The organism is Nonomuraea polychroma, from assembly GCF_004011505.1.
GTDB lineage: Bacteria > Actinomycetota > Actinomycetes > Streptosporangiales > Streptosporangiaceae > Nonomuraea > Nonomuraea polychroma.
Map to the genome: position 1 here is coordinate 7,110,569 of NZ_SAUN01000001.1, position 18,737 is coordinate 7,129,305.

Sequence of the window (18,737 nt, forward strand, 5' to 3'; positions counted from 1 at the left end):
GCTCCGGATTCGAAGAGGTACGGAGACTTCTTCCCCCACGCGCGGCCGCCCAGGTCGCCGTGTTCGCCGTGTTCGCCGGTCACAAGCCACTCGGGGACAGAGATGAGAAACAAGGAATGACGCATCCCATCCGCAGGATATTAGGCATCACCACCGCAATCTCTCTGGCTTGCGGCGCAGCAGTATTCGGGCCGGCCCTCCCGGCCTCCGCACTCTACGGCGATGTGCAGATCAAGCCGATCGAGAGCAACATCAGCGCCAAATCATGGGCCGGCGTCAAGGTCAGCAGCGGGGCGTCCACCGCCGACCTGGCGATCGACCAGGACGACCAGACGGCGTGGATCGCCGAGGGCACACCTTCGAGCCAATGGCTGACGCTTGATCTCGGCGGGGCGTACGACAACGTGAGGAAAGTCCGGGTCGTCTTCCCGGACCCGGGGGCGGTCTACCAGTACGTGATCGAGTCGTCAGCGAACGGCGCCGGCTGGCACGTCATCGCCGACCATTCGGCCAACCACCGACCAGGCCGCGGCTCGGTCGACCTCTTGACCCAGTCGGGGACAAGGTACGTACGGGTGAGGATCACGGGAACGTCGCCCGGCGCGACCGTGGGGATCAGTGAACTCAGCGTTTACAACTACCTGCGCGAGGAGTTGGTGCTCGGCTCCGACGCCTCCTGGGTCGACAACGACGTCGCCGAAGGGCGCAACTACTGGGTGAACCCCTTGGAGGCGGATCGAGGCGCGGGGCCGCACCTGCTCGACGTGCTCAAGGATCGTGGCTTCGAATACACCCGGCTGCGCATCTTCAACGAACCCCGCAGCGAGGGCACGGGCGATCTGCTGGCCACGCCGTACCAGGGCCCGGAGCGATCGGCTGAGGTGGCCAAGTGGGTCAAGGCACGGAACATGGGCCTGGGCATCGACTTCCACTACGCCGACTCGTGGGCCGATCCCTCGAAGCAACCCAAGCCGCGGGCCTGGGCCCAGCTCGAGTTCGGTGATCTGACCAAAGCGGTGTACGACTACACCTACGCCTACATCGAGCGGCTGATCGAGCAGGGCACGACACCCGACAAGGTGGCCGTCGGCAACGAGATCGCGAACGGCTTCATGTTCGGCAGCGAGGCCGCGCTGGCCGGCGTGACCAACCCGGCGTACTTCCGGAACCAGCCAGAGATCTACCAGTCGCAACCCGGCGGCGGCCTGCTCTGGAACTACTGGCGCTCCACCGACCCGGACCAGCAGCGGCTGTACGACGAGGCGTGGGACCGCTTTGCCACGCTCTCCGCAGCGGGTATCCGCGCGGTCCGGGACGTGTCGGCCGCCCACGGCAAGGACATCAAGGTCGAGACGCACATCGTCACCAGCGGCATCGAGGGCAAGACGCTCGAGTTCTGGAACCAGTACCTGACCCGGATCAAGGCCAAGGGCGCCGACACGGACGTCATCGCCCACTCGTACTACCCGCAATGGCACGGGTCACCGGAGTACTACGAGTCCATCATCAACGCCGTGGCGGCAGCGCACCCCAAGTACAAGATCGAGGTTGCCGAGACGTCGTACCCGGCCTCGGGTGGCGGAGGAACCCCGCTTCCCAACTCGCCGTATCCGCGAACCGTCCAGGGGCAGGCGGACGCCCTGCAGCGCGTGTTCCAGATCGCCAACGACATCCCGAACAACCAGGGACTGGGCGTGCTGGCGTGGGAGCCGGCGAGATGGGAATCCTTGTTCCGCGCTGTTCCCGGAATGACGCGTACGTATGAGCCGAACGCGTCGATCGATGTCTTCACCAAGAGTCACGCATCGCACGTGGTGGAGGACACCGTGTACTCGGCCGTACTGGTCGGCGACGAAATCGCTCTACCGGATTCGGTGCGGGTGCTGACCACGGCGGATGGTTCGACCAAGCCGGCCCCGGTGGTGTGGGACGCGGTACCGGACGGCGGAACCAGTGCGGCCGGCCGGCTCACGATCCGCGGTTCCACTACGTTCGGATCGGTGACGGCGGTGGTCGACGTGGTCGATGCGTACGCCGGCCTTCACTGCGACCGGACGATCACCGGCCAGTACTCCGGGCAGCTGAAGGTGACCGGCGGCGTGACGTGCCTGGACGGAGCGACGATGTCGGGTCCGGTGTCGGTGCAGGCCGGAGCCTCACTGCAGGTGAACGACGCGGTGATCAGTGGCCGGGTGAACGCGGAAGGCGCTGGTACCGTCGTGGTCTGCGGCACCCAGATCTTCGGCCCGGTGAGCGTATCCGGGGGTTCGTCGGTGACCTTCGGCAACCCACGGCTGGGTTGTGCCCGGAACACGATCATCGGTCGGTTGGCGGTGACCGGGACGCAATGGTGGAACGTGATCGCCGGGAACGCGGTCAACGGCCCGTTGTCGTGCAGCAACAACGCCGTACCGCCCGTGAACAACGGATTCACCAACGCCGTGACGGGCCCGAAGTCAGGACAATGCAGCACGCTGTAGCGATCAACGGCCACCGCGCCTTCATCGCCCGCCGCCGAGCATGCGCCCCAGCGACGAATACCGGGCACCCTCGACGAGGACTGGGAGGAGTTCCTCGGCCGCTTCGAACGCCGCAAGGTCGCTCCCGGCGGCTGCGGCCGAGACCGCGGACGCAGCTGCATCCACGAGCACAGCTGCTTAACCGCAATGATCTTGGAAGGAGTTCCGGCGCGGCCGACGCTCGCAAGCCTCTAGTCAATACGAGATAGGTCAATACCATGACAAATTACTCTCGTCCGCTCCGCCGAATTCTGCTCAGCGTTCTCAGCACGCTGCCCTGGTACCGGCGGTCGCCCTCGTGGGCGCCCCACCGGCCAGCGCCGACACCAGCCAGTTCAGGGGCGTGAACTGGGCCGTGCCGGGCGACAACTTCGTTGAAGGCCTGCTCGTCCTCGACAGGCTGTCCCAATCCGACAGCTGTGGTCGCAGGCGTCGAGCGTAACGGCGTCACGTGTTGGAGCCCGCATGATCTCGCGGGTCCACTCGATCATCGCTCCTCGCGACTGCTCGGCCGGGCGATCACTTCAACGTGCACGTGAGTGCTGCGGCCTTGTCTCCGGCCCCACGGCCAACAGACCGTGCCTCCGCCGGCATCGCGGGCCGCCAAGCGTCTCTTTGGAGGCTGAAGCCGGGCTCGGGAAGTTCGTCGGCGACGTCCGCCGAAGTCATTCGACCATGTTGAAGACCTCTGCATGAGCGGCCGTGACGAGGTCGAACGGCGCCGTCAACGCCAGGCGCCACACGCAAGAGTGTGCAAATAGACACGAGCGAGATCATACAGGAACACGCAGAAACATGTATTAATGTGCAAACAGAGGAGCGTCTCGGTCACCGGACGGGAGCTGCCATCGAGGAGCCTGTCGCTCACTTCGCCTCCTCGAGCTCCGCGGCCGGCACGCTGATAGTCCTTGCTGCACGGCGGCGCCAGAGCGGCAGTACGGCCAGCACCATGGCCATGCCTCCCAGCCCGGCCACCGTGAACGCCCACTCAGGGCCGAGTCCGTCAATGACCGCCCCGGAGACGGGCGCTGTGGCAGCGGCACGGCCTCAGACGGCGATCTGCACGTTTTTCCTTGTTTCTTCCGACTAGTCCCTAGTATAGTTCGGCATCATGATGATTCTGATCGCCGGGCCCTACCGTTCCGGCACAAACGATGATCCGGAACTGATGGCAAACAACCTGGCCCGGCTGGAGGAGGCGGCATGGCCGATCTTCCGCAGCGGCCACGTCCCGATGATCGGGGAGTGGGTGGCTCTGCCCGTGCTGCGTGGCGCGGGTGGCACCGGGCCGGCCGATCCTGTGGCCGAGCAGATCATGTATCCCACCGCGGAGCGGCTGCTCCGGCACTGTGACGCGGTTCTTCGGCTGCCGGGCGAGTCCACCGGCGCCGATGAGGACGTACGGATCGCGACCGAACGCGGTCTGCCCGTCTACCATCGCGTCGAGGACATCCCGGGCTACCGGGCCGCCTGAGGCCAGACGCTCACCGTCGATACGGCACAGCAGGCGGATTTCAGCCAGCGGACGACGAAGAAGTGTCGTTCTTGCCGCATCTCAGAACAACACAGCGGAACTTCGCGGCGTCCGCCCGAGTGCTCGCCCAATGAGGCAGGTACCTGCGCAAACCGGACGATACCGCCGGGAAGTCGTAGACGGTCAGGCGTTCACCTGCGGGTCGATTCCGAACACCTCCCAGAGCACTCCGAGCTTGAACGCGTATCCGCTGCTGAGGGCCAGGACCGTCATGTCACCGAACCTGGAGGACCTCCTCTGGGAGGCCGGCATGCGCGCTCAACCATGGCGATGGTGATGGCAGGAATTTCAGCTTTTCAGTCGTTCCTGCTGCTTTTACGGGCGTGCGGATCTCTGAAACGCTGATGCCGCCGACCGCCCAGCGGGCCGACATGGCTGCAATAGCGCTCTGTTCACTTTGACAGCTAGGCATATCTCGTGAGCAACGCACCAGCCCTGTTCCGCTTCGACACCACGCCTGAAGGCGATCACGGATCGGAGGCCGGCAACGAAGAGGAAACTGTCATGAGCTCATTCATCACCAACCGACCGTCCAGACCTCGTGCGATCGACGACACACCCGCCGGCGACCCCGAGTCGATCAGTGCCGGCGCTGTGCGCTGGGCCGGGCTCGGGCTGGCCGCCGGCACGCTGACGTGGGCGATGGCCATCTTCCTTCTCGGCCCGACCGGTGTCGGAGTCACCGAGCGAATCGTCGACCGTACCGGTCTGCTGTTCCAGCTCAGCGTGTTCTGCCTGCTGTGGATACCGGCACGCACACGAGCCATCGGGATCTCGCGCGCCGCGTCGATCGCGCTCGGGATCGAGGCGGTGCTGCTGGGACTGGCCAGCTTCTGGTCGCTGCTGCACGGCATCCTCCCAGACGGCATCAAGGACGAGACGTGGCTGATGGTGCTGGGCCTGTGCTGGCCGCTGTCCATGCTCGGCATGGCGGCGATCAGCGTGAAGCTCGCCTTCGCAGCCCGCTGGCACGGCGTCATGCGCTGGTGGCCACTGGTGGCCACCCGTCCGGAACTGGTCCGGTCATGACCGCGGGCATCGATATCCCGGACGCTCGCGGCCGTACCGGCCTGGACCGCGCCGGATGGGACCTCACCGGGAACCCACGCGTACGGATCCGCGAGGTGGGGGTACTGTCATGCCACTGGGCGGTGCTGCGGACGCCTGGTGGCACGACCGTGCCACCGAGGCCCTGCGCCGTCCTGCCCTCCTGCGCCTGCACCTGACCGTCGGATAGGCGGCGCCATCGAGACAGGACGGCTCACGCGTTGACGGCATTTCCCCGCCGTCCATGACCGTCACCACGGTGCCCGGGTGCGGGGAGGCGTGCCGCCCCCGGTGGTGAAGGTCAGTTTCCCAGAGGACTCGCCTTGCTTTGGTGGAGGTGAAGACCCGAAGAAGGCAGTGAGTACGGGAGCGAGGGCCTTGGCGTTGACTGTGTGCTCGCGCACGTCGACGATGCGGCGTTCGGCATGGCTGATACACGCGGCAATCGCATCGGCCGCCTGGCTGAAGAAGTCGCTCTGCAGCCCTGTCATGAGCGGGTCCATGCCCGATCCCGTGAGCACCAGCGTCGGCTGGGTGATCGTCGCGAGCCGGGTGGCGGGCGGAGGCCCGTCACCCAGGCATGCGGCGTCGTAGGCCAGCGTGTGCGCGAGTTCCAGCAGCGGTGGCCACATCGGCGAGCTCTCCGCTCCGGCGATGTCCTGGTCAGAGGCGCCCGCCAGCCGCATGAACAGCTTCAATGCCTCCCCACGCTGCTCGCTGGCGAGCACGGCGCGCAGCTGTCCGACGTAGGCCTGCCACGTCTGGACGGCGGTGTCACCGACCGCGTAGGGCACGTCGACCAACGCCATGAGATCCTCGATCTCACGTTCCAGTGCGAATGGCTGCACGTCGCCACTCCCGGCACGGCCACGCCGGGCGTAGTTGACGGCGGTGAAGTGTTCGGCCAGCTCCTGGGCCAGCGGCTCGTTTTCCGTCCCGTCGTCCAGCCCACCGCCTACCAACACGACGACCGGACCGCTGCCGACCCGCTCGTAGATGATCGACGTACCGTCCCGCGAGATCACCTGCGCCACAGCTTCTCCTCGACCCGGGGCTATACTCCTAATGAAGGTGAGGTTACTCCTATATTAGGAGAAGGGCTATCGTGTCGGGTTCGCGTAGCTATGGAGATCTGTGTGGCATCGCCCGCGCCCTCGACGTCGTGGGCGAGCGGTGGGCGCTGCTGGTGGTGCGCGAGCTGATGTTCGGCCCCAAGCGCTTCGTGGATCTGCATCGCGGGCTGACCGGGGTGAGCCAGAATGTGCTGTCGCAGCGCCTGCGTGAACTCGAGGACGCCGGCGTGATCAATCGCCGTGTCCTGGGACCACCTGCCGGAGCCCGGGTCTACGAGCTGACCCGGCGCGGCCGCGACCTTGAACCGGTCCTGCTCGCCCTCGGCAGGTGGGGTAGCCCCATCCCGCCCGCCAGCACGTCGGCGACGCAGTTGAGCACCGATGCGCTGGCCTTCGCGCTCAAGACCACCTTCGCCCCCGCCGCTACAGACCACCTGCGTGGCCGGCATCGCTACCAGCTACGTCTGGGGCATGACGCCTTTCACGCGGAGGTCACCGACGGGCAGCTGCGCATCGAGCGAGGGGAGATCCACGACGCGATGGCCACCATCGCCTGTGATGTGGTCACCCTGCAAGACCTGGTGTTCGCCAAGCGTGATCTCGACGACGCCGTGCGAGCGGGAGATGCCGTCGTCCTCGGCGACGTTTCCGCCCTGCGATGGCTCATGCAGTCCTTCGGCACCGTAGACGGAGACGACGGAGAACTCGCACGCTAGGTGGCGTGGATGATGGGCGTGCTGAGCGCCCGTACGGTGGCGTTCTCGCTGCCGGCGTCGGTGACGACCCCAGCGACGTCCGCCAATGGCAGAACGGTGAAACGGGAGGCCGCGCCGATCTTCTCCGAGCTGGCCAGCACGTAGGTGTCGGCGGCCTGGCGGGCCAGCGCACGCTTCATCGCGGCCTCGTCGGCGTCGTCCGTGGTCAGCCCCGCCTCCGGATGCACGCCCGTCACGCCCAGCAGGAAGAGGTCGGCGTGCAGACCGCGGGCGGCTTCAACTGCGGCGGCACCACAGGCGACCATCGAATGCTTGAACAGTCTTCCGCCGATCAGGTACACCTCCACGTCGTGATGGCCGGCCAGCGCGCTGGCCACGGTAGGGCTGTGAGTGACCACGGTGGCGCGCAGGTCGAGGGAGAGCGCGCGGACGACTGCGAGGGTGGTGGTGCCACCGTCGAGGATCGCGGTGCTGCCAGGTTCGATCAGCGCCGCTGCGGCGGCGGCCACGCGCTGCTTGCCGGAGACCTCGACGTGCTGGCGGGTTGCGTAGTCGGCGATCGCGGGAGAGACGGGCAGCGCGCCGCCGTACACCCGCTGGCACAAACCCGCCGCGGCGAGCTCGCGCAGATCGCGGCGAATACTGTCCTCGGAGATACCGAGTTCGGCGGCGAGATCTTTGGCGATGATCCGGCCGTCCCGGTTGAGACGCTCCAGGAGCAAGTCACGGCGTTGGGCGGCCAGCATGCACGTTTCTCCTTGTTCTTTCCGAGAGATTCATCTTATCGTCCCGTAGCGCCAGCCGGGTCGCGCTCGACGCCCGCGTGCTCCATGAGTTGCTGACCGGATCAGCGCCGTTGGCCGACCTCGTGGGCAGAGGGAAGCTCCTGGTTCAGGGGCGGCCTTGCGTGGCGGGAGATCGGAATGATGCCGCCCGCGTTGACTCGCTTGTGGCCTCCGCGCCCGCCAGACCCCTTCCGAGACAGCGGCCGCCCAGTTCTCTCATGCGCGTCACAAGCCCCTGGGGCAGGGTTGACGGACGAATCCAATGCAATCCTCTCCTGGAACGCCGTCGGGCCGCAGGGGCAGGCAGATCCGCCCGGACCTGGGCCCGGTGAGACACCAGTCCGTTCCGCTAGCAGGGCTCGGGTACGTCACCAGCGATCAGGCCACGCCCACACCTCAGACGACGGCGGTGCTCAACGACTTGCCCGCGGGCTCCTACGTTCTCAACGTAGACCTGCGGATCAGGCAGCAGCCGGGAGACCCTGAGCCGTTCGACGCGGGATGCGGCCTGGAGACGCCCACCGGGAAGATTCAGCACTGGGACCGGGCCGAAGTGTCCGCAGGCCAGCGGTGGTCCATGAGCTTCACCAGAACGGTCACCCTGAGCAGCACGACTTCGGTGTCCTTGAAGTGTTACGCGTCGACGAAGAGATACGGGACCAGCGGCATCGAGTGGCCTTCCACCGGCAGTACCTGACCGCGACCCGCGTCTCCGACGTCACCCAGCCCACCTGGCCCCGATAGACGGTTCCGACGTCGCCACCCTGGGCGGCCGCCTCAGCGTCAACAGCGTGCTCGGCGAGAGCACCACAGTCAGCGCCGCCCTGCCTCCGAAGGCGTTCAAGCACTACGCCTCCGAGAAGAACGGCACCGCGCCGATGAGTCCGGCGGAGCTGGAGAACGCCTCCCGCAACGGCCTCCACCGCCCGCCCCTAAACGGGAGTGACCGAGTCGGGACTCATGGAGAAGTCAGAGAGGCGACGTACCTCACCGATGACATGACCAGGCCCCTCGGCGGGCCGCGCGCCCGATAGCGAGTCCGGGTCGCCGTCGCGGGCTTCGTTGAGTGCGAGGGGCGGTGGCGGATCAGCTCCGGCCGGATGGCGGGACGCGGAGGATGGGCACGGGATCGCTGGCGAAGCGGGCGGTGCGCGGATCGCGCTCGTCGCCGAACCGGCGGGTGAGGATCTCGTACAGTTCGGGACGCCGGCCCTGCAGCCAGCGTCGCCCGGTGGACAAGGGCAGCAGGCTAAGGTCGAGGTCGGCAGCGACCATGGCATCAGCGGCGGCCCAGGTCTCGGCGAGGATGCGGCCGTAGGGGTCGAGGATCATCGCGTTGCCGGTACGGATCTCGTCGTCGTCCTTCCCGACACCATTGCTGAACACGACGAACAGGCCGTTGTCGTGGGCCCGGGCGGGCAGCCAGCGCATCAGCCACTCGCGTCCGTTCGGTCCGCGCAACTCCGCTTCGATCGCTTCGGGGGCGTGGTGTCTGCGGTGCCAGAGCTCCGCGGGGATCGGCCGCATCCCGTGAGGGCTGCGGGAGGCGGTGCCGCCGGTCTGGTGCGGTGCGATGAGCACGGAGGCGCCCATCAGTGCGGTCGCCCGTACGTTCTCGACCAGGTTGTTGTCCCAGCAGATGAGGATGCCCACGCGCACGCCCCACGGAGTGTCGAAGACGGTGTAGTCGTCGCCGCTGCCGATCGCCTCGTGTTCGAAGGCGTGCAGCTTGCGGTGCCGGTGGACCCGGCCGTCAGGCAGGCAAACGGCGTAGCTGTTGAACAGCCGCCCCTCCTCGTCGGCTTCCAGGAACCCCAGCCCGACGGCGATCCCGTGCTCCAGCGCCAGATCGCGTACGCGCGCGACGGATGGCCCCGTCAACGGCTCGGCCAGCTCGCGCAGCCGCTCGGCCGGATGCCGGCGCAGGTGCCAGTAGCCCAGCAAGCACATCTCCGGGAAGGCGACGATGTGCGCCCCACCGGCGGCGGCCTCCCGCACGTGGTGTTCGACCCTGCCCAGGTTGTAGGCCTTGTCATCCGGCCGGTGCTCGAACTGCACGGTCGCGCATCGCAACACGTCGCCATTCGCCTTGTCTTGCTGCTCCATCGTGGCCTCCCGTCACACGTTCCGGGCACCAGGACATCGCACAAGGGATCGATGCGTCCAATGAATGTTTTATGGCGTTCCATAGGATGAAGGAATGGATATCGGTCTGCTCCGCGCCTTCCTCACCGTGGCCGAGCAGCGCAACTACGGCCGCGCCGCCCGGCTGCTCCTGGTGACGCAGCCCACGCTGACGAAGCAGATCCAGTCCTTGGAGGCGCAGGTCGGGGGTCGGCTGTTCCACCGCGGGCGCCACGGCGCCACGCCGACCGAGCTGGGCGCGGCCCTGGTGCCCGAGGCGCAGGATCTGGTGCGACGGGCCGACGCCCTGGCCGTGCGGATGGCCAGGATGGCCGGCGGCGAGATCGGCAGGCTGTCGGTCGGCTTCGGGCTCTCCAGCATCGACCTGGCTCCGCGCTTGATAGCGGCCTTCCGGCGCAGCCATCCCGACGCGTACGTCACGCTGGAGGACATGTCCTCCCGGGAGCAGCTCGACAGGCTTCGCGCGGGCGAACTGGACGTCGGCTTCGTCCGCCTTCCCGATGAGGACGGCTGGGGGCGGCTGATCCTGGGGACCGACCGCCTCGCGCTCGCCTCGGCCGATCATGGAGACCCGCCTCCGCCGGACCCGGCAGATATCTCACGCTGGGTGGATCGCCATGATTTCGTCCAGTTGGTGACAGCCAGAGGCCCAGGACTGGCAGGTCAGATCAACCACTTCTGCACCGCCGTCGAGGTCCGGCCCGGCATCGTCCAGGAGGCGCATGACCTGCAAACCGTGCTGGCGCTCGTGGCGGCCGGGACCGACGCCGCGTTCGTCCCGGCGAGCGCCGCCCGCATCGCTCCCCCGCCGATCACGATCACGCCGCTCCGGCATCCGGCGGCGGAATGGCGCATCGGCGCGGTCTGGAATCCCGGTCATCTCCCGCCGTTGGCCGCGAGCTTTCTCGACCTTGTCCGCGATGGCTCGGCGGAATGAGACGTCGGGTACCTGATCAGGACCGCGTGCATTCGGCGGCGGCCTGTTCCAGCACCGCGAGTTGAGCGGAGGCCTGATCGCCGCGGGGCCACAGGACCGCCAGCGTCGTGATGCCGAGCTCCTCGTATCGGCCCAGGCAGTCGCGGAACGCCTCGATCGAGGCCAGCGGGCGCTCGCCACCGTACCCCAACACCGCCAGGCGGGGCAGCGTGTCGGGGTAGCGCCCCTGTTCGGCGCAGATCTCGTCCAGGAGGGCGATCTGCCGCCGTACCTCGGCATGGGGGGTGCCGGCGTAGGTGGCCGGATTCTGGCCGACGTCCTGAGTGATCCACAGGTCGGCAAAGCGCACAGCCAGCTCCATGCCGCGCCGGGCGGTGGCGGCGACCGCAAGCGGCGGCCTGCGCGGCTGTCCACCGCCGACGGCGACCTGATGGGCGGCGAAATAGCGACCGGTGTAGTCGGTGTCGGCCTGGGTCAGCAGCAGATCGGTGAGCTCGACCCATTCGGTGAACCGTGCCGTGCGCTCGGCGCGGCTGAGCGGGCCGCCGCCGAACGCGTCGGAGTCTCCGCCGGGCCCTCCAGCGCCGAGGCCCATCACGAAACGGCCTTCGGAGAGGGCGTCGAGGCTCAGCGCGGCCTTGGCCGAGGTGACGGGATGGCGGAAGTTCGGCGCGGTCACCATGGTCCCCACGCCGATGCTTGAGGTGGCCTCCGCGACGGCTGCGAGCGTGGTGTAGGCCTCGTGCCATACCGGCCGGCCGTACAGATTCAAGTGGTCGTAGAGCCAGCCCCGGCCAAGGCCGAGCTCCTCAGCTCTGCGCCACTCCTGCCGCATCTCCCGCCACGGCGAGTCGGGCCACATGATCACATCAAGGTTCACCATGGTCACTGTTTCTCATGCGAATGGTCGAGGGTCACGCGGGACTGTTTCATCCTGGCCTCGCCTCAGGCGGCGGCGTCGATGAGGGCCTGCAGCAGACGCTGGGGGTCCTCGGCGAGCCGGTTGCACACATACAGCCACCATTCGGTGCCGAAGACGGTGTACTCGCGAGTGGGGTGCCCTCGTTCGGCCATCGCGGCAAGCTGGTCGGGCCCGAGGCCGAGCAGGGTCTCGAACTCCCAGGGCGCATCGGGACCAGTCGCGCCAAGGAACTGGTCGATCTCGTTGATCAGGTCCCAGTCGTGGGTGGCGAACGAGCACAGATGTCCCGACGCGGCCAGCAGCTTGGCGTAACGCAGATACGCCACGGGCAGGGCCTGGTCGCCGCGCGCGTAAGCGACGCTCTCCGGCTCCAGGAAGGCACCCTTGACCAGGCGGATCCGTCCCGGCAAGTGGAGCAGAGCCGGCAGGTCATCGGCCGTGCGGTGCAGCCGCGCCTGGACGGTGATCCCGACGTTGTCGAAGTGTTCGGCCAGCTTGCGGTACACCGACAAGACCGCGTCCGTACGGTCCGAGCCCTCCGCCGAGATCATCATCTCTCGCCCGGTATCCGCGGTGGCGCGTGCGATGCGCGTGGCGTTTTCCAAGGCGAGATCTTCGTCGATCGCCAGGCCGATGTGGGACAGGTCGAGAGAGATCATGCAGCTCGGCGGGAGCAGGCGGGCGGCCTCGACGAACACGTCGGTCTCCGTCGCGGCGCGCTTCGGGTCTCGGCAGCTCTCCCCCATGTACTCGGCACTCGCACGGTGTCCAGTCGCGAGGATCTCCTTGATGCGGTCCAGCGACTCCGTGAGGCTCTCGCCGGCCACATAGCGCCGCGCCACCCTGCGGGCGATCTCGCCGAGCACCGGGTCTGCGGGCACCCGCCATTTGAGATCCTCGTCCAGCGCGAGCCTGCGCAGGACTTGGGCAGCCTTGTCGGATCTCTCCTCGATACCGGGGGTGGACTTGTTCGTCATTGTGCGCCTGCCTGTGAAGGTGAAGTAAGGAATGCAGCCGCCCGGTCCTCCTGGACCTACGGCCCTGCACTATCAACCTTCCAGATGCCGCTCTGGTGCGAGAGTGGCAGGAATGCCGAATAAGCTGAAATTCCTGCCACCCCTGTGCGCTCCCGCACCGCTCAAGGAGAACCCGGATGCTGCGCGACGTCGCGGTGCTCGCCCTCGACGGCGGCCACGCCTTCGAACTCGGAGTGTTCTGTGAGATCTTCGGAATCGACCGCGGTGACGACGGCCTGCCCGTCTACGACTTCGCGGTCGTCTCGCCCACGGGAACGAGCGTGCGGACGAGGCACGGATTCCGCGTCGAGACCCCCCATGGGCTGGAACGGCTGGAGTCAGCGGATCTCATCGGCATTCCGGCTTCGGATCCGAACGTGCGGCACTCGGAGGACCTGTACGAGGCGCTTCGGGCCGCGGTAGCACGCGGCGCGCGCGTGCTGAGCATCTGCTCCGGCGCCTTCCTGCTCGGCGAGGCCGGCCTGCTGGACGGCCGCCGTTGCACCACCCACTGGCGTTACGGCGAGGAACTCGCCCGCCGCTACCCGAAGACCCGGGTAGAGGTGGACGTGCTCTTCGTCGACGAGGACCCGGTCATCACCGGCGCCGGGACCGCCGCCGGCATCGACACCTGCCTGCACCTGGTACGCAAGGAACAGGGCAGTACCGTCGCCAACGACATCGCCCGGCGCATGGTGGCGCCTCCGCACCGGGACGGAAATCAGGCCCAGTACATCAAACGCCCGAATGTCGACCTCGGCGCCGGACCCTTCGCGTCCCTGCAGGCCTGGTTGCAGGCCAACCTTCACGAGGAACTGACCGTCGAGAGCATGGCACGCCAGGTGCACATGTCGCCACGCACCTTCGCCCGGCGCTTCCAGCAGGAAATGGGAATCACACCGCTCCAGTGGCTCACCAACCAGCGCATCGTGCTCGCTCAGCAGCATCTTGAGAACACCGACGAGTCCATCACCACGATCGCCGAGCGGGCCGGATTCGGCTCGGCCGCCACGCTGCGCCACCATTTCGCCCAGCGTCTCGGCACCACTCCCCACACCTATCGGCGTACCTTCCGGGGCCGGCGCGCGGGCCGGGACAACGCGTTTCCATGACGGCAGGCGCGGGTGGTGGCGGCTCTCGGCCATCATGTCTCGCATGTCGATCAGAACCGCCATCCCAGATGATGTGCCGTCGCTTCTCTCCCTCGCTGTGGACTTCTACCAGGAGGACGGGTTCACCACGTCTGAAGCCGATCTGCGCGCCAACTTGACCACGCTCGTGGGCTCCTACGAACGGATCCGTGCCGCCGGCGGAGAGCTCCACGGCCGCGCCCTCTGCGAGGGCCTTGGGCCGCAGCTTGCCGCCCTGCTCTGCCAGGGTGGTGTCGATCGGCCCCCATCCGCTGCCCTGCCTAGTCCGCACCGGACCCGCCATGACCTCGGTCGTGAACGTCTTCCCATCGGGCTGGGCGTAGGTGATGCTGGTCGCGGTCGTCTCGCCGGCAACCTCTACTCGCTTGCCCTGGCGGAGCGCGAGAGCGGATGCAGCACGGCGTGCCGCTTCCCCGGAGGCATTGGAGACGGCATTGCCGTTCTTGCCACTCACCCAGTCAGCAGTGTCATACAGGGTTGCGGTATGGCCCTTGCCTGAAGAGTCAGCAGCAGTGTTGCCTTGGCCTTCATCGAAATTCCAGTGTCCCGCCGTACCGGCAACCGTGAAGGTCCAGGGATAGGAATCCATACTGTTGCCCGAGGTGTCGCGCCCTCCTCGTACGTCTGCCGAATAGGTGACACCCGACGACAGCGGCTTGCTCGGCGTGAACGTCACCGTGGTCCCCGCTTCGTCCATCTGCGCCGTGCCTTCGACGACTGCGCCCGTAGCATCCTTGAGGGAGATCACCGCCCCCACGACGGGTTCGCTGAAGGTAGCCTTCACCTCTGTTGAGGCTTCTACGTCGGTGGCACCATCGGCAGGACTGACCGAGCTAATCGCCGGATCTATCGTGTCGTTGAGCGGATCGACTCCGCTCCAGTCCTCGCCATCGAATGGCTGCAGGCTGTCAGAACTGATCACATCCGGTTGACCGCGTGAGGCCGACAGCTCGTCAACCTCAGCGTCGGTCAGCTCCGGAAAGTTTACGACAGCCGGGTCGGTCTGCTGCGCCAGCGCAAGAGCTTCATCCGGAGTAGGCTCGACCGTCCGCGCGGGCCCGCTCTCGGCCCAGTGGAGCATGGTGCGCGTGACAACCGGGGGCTCGAAGTCAACGCTGAGCCTGGGGGCGTGAGCGGGGTAAGGGTAGGTGCTTTCCCTGGTGCGGTAGCGCCGCCAGTTCGTGATGTCGGACTCGCTACCCGCCGTAAACTGGATGCCGTAGTTCGGCTCGCCGTCCGCCCACGCCTGCACGATTCCGTTGACCGAATGGATGAGATCCCACTCGTAGTTGAACGACCCGGTGCAGTTGGCGCTGTTGTAAGCGCCGTACTCGGTGTTCGCGCCCACGCTGGTGACCGACGGCTGGTTGGACCATGTGAGTTCCAGCTCGTCCCAGTCGGAGGTGACGCGCCGGGCGGTGATGCCCGACCCGACATAGAGCCCGCAGTCGCTGGACAGGTGGTTCCACAGCGTCAGGTCCGCGTTCTGGATCGTCGAGCCCCAGAACGGGTCGCTCTTCGCGGGCAGCGGGAACTGGATGTAGCTGCGCCAGCGCACGCTGCCGCTGTTGGACTTGCCGACCAGGATCCGGTCGAGGTTGAAGTTGGACCAGCTGTCGGGGTAGTCCGCGTTGTTGACGAAGGTGTCCATCGGCTCGCCGTCGTACGGCGCGCTCACCCCGTCGGGGCAGTACGTGCTGGACGGCGTGTCGATCTCGCACTCGTACCAGTCGTCATCGACGGCGGCCATGGTCACCGGGTACGTCGTCGCCGGATCGGCGAGGAACGCCGGGTCCGGGCTGTAGACCAGGTCCGAGCCGTCCAGGGTGACGGCAGCTCTGCCGACCTTGGCGGCCTCCAGGTCGCCGCTGAGGTCCGTGGCGACCGCGTCCAGCAGGGGCGCTGGCCGGATGTCGATTTCTACCAGCAGCCGCGGGGACTTTTGGGTGCCATCGCAGTCTCTTCCACCGTAAGACCACAAGTGTGGGCGTTCGCAGCCTCAATTTGAACGTGAAGCACGGAGAGATCCTCGGTGCGGCGCCGCCCGAGCTCCGGGCAGCGCTCAAGACCATCACCCGGCACGTCGACGACTACGCCGCCCAAGCTCGACTTCCCCGGGTGTCGTGAAACTTGACACAAACCTACAGAAACCCGCGACCAAAGATCGCTAGCGGTCCGCCTCGAAGACCACCTCGCCGGGCCCGACGGGCAGGTCTCGACGCAGCTCCGACCCCTCGCCGAGTCCCTGTCCGCGGCCGAGGACGCCCGCAGTGTTCTGGTATGGCTCAAGCGCAGCCCCAACGCCGCTCTGCTGGCCCATCTGGCCGCCGACGGGCGGCCGCTCAGCCACGACCTACTCGACGAGCTGCCGCCCAGCCGCTACGAGCACTATGTCCGCCAAGCCCTCGTGCACACCGGAGTGTTGCCCGAACGCAACGAGGAGCTCGACCGCATCCCCGTCTGGCTCGACCACCTCCTAGCCGACAAGCGCGCCGGCCACGTCCGCCTCATCCGCCCGTTCGTCCACTGGTTCCTGCTCAAACGCGCCCGCCGACGCGCCGCCCATCGGCGTCACCCTGCCGACTCCGCCACTCCGCTGCGCACCAGGGTCCGTGTCGCCCTGGAACTACTGGCCTGGCTCGATGAGCACGGCCTTGAGCTCGCGACGTTGACCCAACCTGAGCTGAAGCGGTGGCTGGCAGCCGGGAACACCCGCACCTACACCATCCGCTACTTCCTCGGCTGGGCCGCCGAGCGTCGTATCGCCCCCAGACTCACCGTCCCGAAGATTCCCCGGCAAGACCCCCTCGCAGGTCGCGTGGTGACCGTACGGAAACAACCAAGAAACAGGCACTTGACGCCAGAGCATACTCAGACATACTGTGATTTCGTCCTCGACGTTAACAAAATACTACGGAAGGCAAGGAGTGATCATCGTGTGTAACCGATCGGTCTTGGCCGGGATTGGGGCAGCGGTTGCCTTGCTCGCGAGTGCATGCGCATCACCGGACGCCGTCGGCGCCGGGGGATCCGCAGCGATGTCTGGCAAGATCGCCCTTCTCCTTCCCGACGCGAACACGACACGGTACGAGTCATTCGACCGGCCCTACTTCGAGGCAAAGGTCAAGTCGCTGTGTGCAGGCTGTGAGGTCGTCTACGCCAACGCTGACAACGATGCCGCCAAGCAGCAGCAACAGGCGGAATCGGCGCTGACGCAAGGGGTGAAGGCGCTCGTACTTGATCCCGTGGACTCCGCTGCGGCGGCGAGCGTTGTCGACTCGGCCAAGCAGGAGAAGGTGCCGGTCGTGGCGTACGACCGGTTCATCAAGAACGCCCCGATCGACTACTACATCTCCTTCGACAACGAGAAGGTCGGCCGGATCCAGGGACAGGCGCTCGTCGACAAGCTCAAGTCAGGCGGGGCAACGGGCGGCATCCTCATGGTCAACGGCTCGCCGACCGACAACAACGCGACCCTGTTCAAGAAGGGAGCTCACAGCGTCATCGACTCCAGCGGAGTCAAGGTCCTTGCAGAGTACGACACGCCCGACTGGAACCCCGACAAGGCACGGCAATGGGTGGCAGGCCAGTTGACACAGCACACTGGCAGGCTCGCCGGGATATACGCAGCGAACGACGGCACGGGAGGTGGCGCCATCGCTGCCATGAAAGCCGAGGGTGTCGATCCCCTCCTACCGGTCACTGGGCAGGACGCCGAGCTGGCGGCCATCCAGCGGGTCATCACAGGCGAACAGTTCATCACCGTGTACAAAGCGATCAGACCCGAGGCCGAGTTGGCGGCCCAGGTGGCCGTCGCGCTGATCAAGGGCGACAAACCTCAGGGGGCGACCAAAGTCGACGGTGTGGCCGCCACGCTCCTGGAGCCCCTCGTCGTGACGAAGGACAACGTGGCGGACACCGTGATCAAGGACGGTTTCCACAAGGTCTCCGACATCTGCACCGCCGAGTATGCCAAGGCGTGCACGGCCGCCGGTCTTTCCTGAGCCGGCGGGTGATGGTGGTGAAGGAGCCCAGATACCTTGCCGAGCGGGCTCGGCTGAAGGCCGCCGAAGAGACGCACGCGCCCTCAAGGGCCCCCGAAGCTGCCCCCCGCGAAGCGGGTCGCGAGCCGGTTCTGTCGCTGCGCGGAATCACCAAGAGATTCGGGGCCGTTCAGGCGCTGCAGGACGTCGACTTCGACGTTCACCCGGGCGAGGTGGTCGCGCTGGTGGGGGACAACGGCGCCGGCAAGTCGACCCTGGTCAAGGTGATAGCGGGGGTCCACTCCCCCGACGAGGGCCACGTCCTGTTCGGGGGCCGGAAGGTCGCTATCTCCAGCCCGACCGCTGCGCGCGAGCTGGGGATCGCGACCGTGTTTCAGGACCTTGCCCTGAGCGACAACCTCGACGTCGTGGCCAACCTCTTCCTGGGCAAGGAACTGCTGCGTGGCCGTACGCTCGACGAAGTCGGCATGGAGCGGCGGTCGTGGGAGCTGCTGCGACAGCTCTCGGCCAAGATCCCGTCCGTTCGCATCCCCGTCGTCTCGCTGTCGGGTGGGCAGCGTCAGACCGTCGCGATCGCCCGCTCCCTGCTCGGCGACCCCAAGGTCGTCATGCTGGACGAGCCGACCGCGGCGTTGGGCGTGGCGCAGACCGCTGAGGTGCTCAACCTCATCGGACGGCTGCGCGAGTCCGGGCTCGGGATCGTGCTCATCAGCCACAACATGGCGGATGTCAAGGCTGTGGCGGACCGGGTGGCCGTCCTGCGCCTCGGTCGGAACAACGGGACCTTCCGGATCCGCGACGTGAGCCACGAGGACATCATCGCAGCGATCATCGGTGCCACCGCCGAGGCGCCGGCGCCCCGTGCGCGGCATAACCAAGAAAGCTGAG

15 protein-coding genes and 1 pseudogene are annotated in these 18,737 nt (G+C 67.0%); 10 read left to right on the top strand and 6 right to left on the bottom strand.

Annotated features, from left to right (window positions below; genetic code table 11):
- Nucleotides 1-116 precede the first annotated feature (116 nt).
- The 3 genes from EDD27_RS32340 to EDD27_RS32360 all read left to right on the top strand — a co-directional run bounded on the left by EDD27_RS32340 (nucleotide 117) and on the right by EDD27_RS32360 (nucleotide 5,082).
- Nucleotides 117-2,480, top strand: a complete 2,364-nt coding sequence (locus EDD27_RS32340; protein WP_164903877.1) for a glycosyl hydrolase 53 family protein — start codon at nucleotides 117-119, stop codon at nucleotides 2,478-2,480.
- 1,150 nt (nucleotides 2,481-3,630) lie between these two features.
- Nucleotides 3,631-3,993, top strand: a complete 363-nt coding sequence (locus EDD27_RS32355; protein ID WP_206641758.1) for a DUF4406 domain-containing protein — start codon at nucleotides 3,631-3,633, stop codon at nucleotides 3,991-3,993.
- Nucleotides 3,994-4,557: 564 nt separating this feature from the next.
- Nucleotides 4,558-5,082 carry a hypothetical protein gene (locus tag EDD27_RS32360; RefSeq protein ID WP_127935757.1) on the top strand — a complete coding sequence of 175 codons (525 nt, stop codon included), beginning with the start codon at nucleotides 4,558-4,560 and terminating at the stop codon, nucleotides 5,080-5,082.
- Nucleotides 5,083-5,351: 269 nt separating this feature from the next.
- Here the strand turns inward: EDD27_RS32360 and EDD27_RS32370 are convergent, their stop codons facing one another.
- The gene (locus EDD27_RS32370; RefSeq protein WP_206641759.1) at nucleotides 5,352-6,134 is read right to left on the bottom strand and encodes an alpha/beta hydrolase; all 783 of its coding nucleotides are present in this window, start codon (nucleotides 6,132-6,134) and stop codon (nucleotides 5,352-5,354) included.
- Between the two features lie 71 nt (nucleotides 6,135-6,205).
- On the opposite strand from EDD27_RS32370, the gene EDD27_RS32375 reads away from it, so the two are divergent.
- A complete protein-coding gene (locus EDD27_RS32375; RefSeq protein ID WP_206641760.1) occupies nucleotides 6,206-6,889 on the top strand; it encodes a winged helix-turn-helix transcriptional regulator in 684 nt (227 codons plus the stop codon).
- Here the strand turns inward: EDD27_RS32375 and EDD27_RS32380 are convergent.
- Nucleotides 6,886-7,635 carry a DeoR/GlpR family DNA-binding transcription regulator gene (locus EDD27_RS32380; RefSeq protein ID WP_127935758.1) on the bottom strand — a complete coding sequence of 250 codons (750 nt, stop codon included), beginning with the start codon at nucleotides 7,633-7,635 and terminating at the stop codon, nucleotides 6,886-6,888. The two genes, EDD27_RS32375 and EDD27_RS32380, sit on opposite strands and share 4 nt — an antisense overlap.
- Nucleotides 7,636-7,936: 301 nt before the next feature.
- On the opposite strand from EDD27_RS32380, the gene EDD27_RS32385 reads away from it, so the two are divergent.
- Nucleotides 7,937-8,371: a hypothetical protein gene (locus EDD27_RS32385; protein WP_164903878.1), complete on the top strand. Its 435-nt coding sequence runs from the start codon at nucleotides 7,937-7,939 to the stop codon at nucleotides 8,369-8,371.
- Between the two features lie 389 nt (nucleotides 8,372-8,760).
- On the opposite strand, the gene EDD27_RS32390 is transcribed toward EDD27_RS32385, so the two are convergent.
- Nucleotides 8,761-9,780 carry a nitrilase family protein gene (locus tag EDD27_RS32390; protein WP_127935760.1) on the bottom strand — a complete coding sequence of 340 codons (1,020 nt, stop codon included), beginning with the start codon at nucleotides 9,778-9,780 and terminating at the stop codon, nucleotides 8,761-8,763.
- A 94-nt stretch (nucleotides 9,781-9,874) separates the two neighbouring features.
- Between EDD27_RS32390 and EDD27_RS32395 the strand changes: the two genes are divergently transcribed.
- Nucleotides 9,875-10,756, top strand: coding sequence for a LysR family transcriptional regulator (locus tag EDD27_RS32395; RefSeq protein ID WP_127935761.1), 882 nt, complete (start codon nucleotides 9,875-9,877; stop codon nucleotides 10,754-10,756).
- Between the two features lie 16 nt (nucleotides 10,757-10,772).
- On the opposite strand, the gene EDD27_RS32400 is transcribed toward EDD27_RS32395, so the two are convergent.
- Together EDD27_RS32400 and EDD27_RS32405 are read right to left on the bottom strand one after the other, a co-directional pair.
- On the bottom strand, nucleotides 10,773-11,639 hold the full coding sequence (locus EDD27_RS32400; RefSeq protein ID WP_127935762.1) for an LLM class flavin-dependent oxidoreductase: 867 nt from the start codon (nucleotides 11,637-11,639) through the stop codon (nucleotides 10,773-10,775).
- 62 nt (nucleotides 11,640-11,701) lie between these two features.
- Entirely contained in the window at nucleotides 11,702-12,655 is a 954-nt protein-coding gene (locus EDD27_RS32405) for a proline dehydrogenase family protein (protein ID WP_127935763.1), read from the bottom strand.
- Between the two features lie 176 nt (nucleotides 12,656-12,831).
- On the opposite strand from EDD27_RS32405, the gene EDD27_RS57055 reads away from it, so the two are divergent.
- The gene (locus tag EDD27_RS57055) at nucleotides 12,832-13,806 is read left to right on the top strand and encodes a GlxA family transcriptional regulator (RefSeq protein ID WP_127935764.1); all 975 of its coding nucleotides are present in this window, start codon (nucleotides 12,832-12,834) and stop codon (nucleotides 13,804-13,806) included.
- A 613-nt stretch (nucleotides 13,807-14,419) separates the two neighbouring features.
- Here EDD27_RS57055 and EDD27_RS57060 read toward each other — a convergent pair.
- Nucleotides 14,420-15,595, bottom strand: a pseudogene (locus tag EDD27_RS57060) (DNRLRE domain-containing protein); the annotation flags it as partial.
- 672 nt (nucleotides 15,596-16,267) lie between these two features.
- Here EDD27_RS57060 and EDD27_RS32420 point away from each other — a divergent pair.
- From EDD27_RS32420 to EDD27_RS32430, 3 genes are all read left to right on the top strand, one after another.
- Nucleotides 16,268-16,789 carry a hypothetical protein gene (locus tag EDD27_RS32420; RefSeq protein ID WP_127935766.1) on the top strand — a complete coding sequence of 174 codons (522 nt, stop codon included), beginning with the start codon at nucleotides 16,268-16,270 and terminating at the stop codon, nucleotides 16,787-16,789.
- Complete coding sequence (locus EDD27_RS32425; RefSeq protein WP_206641761.1) at nucleotides 16,782-17,849, top strand: sugar ABC transporter substrate-binding protein; 1,068 nt, start codon at nucleotides 16,782-16,784, stop codon at nucleotides 17,847-17,849. The genes EDD27_RS32420 and EDD27_RS32425 overlap by 8 nt, the downstream gene beginning before the upstream one ends.
- A 131-nt stretch (nucleotides 17,850-17,980) precedes the next feature.
- On the top strand, nucleotides 17,981-18,736 hold the full coding sequence (locus EDD27_RS32430; RefSeq protein ID WP_241564868.1) for an ATP-binding cassette domain-containing protein: 756 nt from the start codon (nucleotides 17,981-17,983) through the stop codon (nucleotides 18,734-18,736).
- Nucleotide 18,737 lies beyond the last annotated feature (1 nt).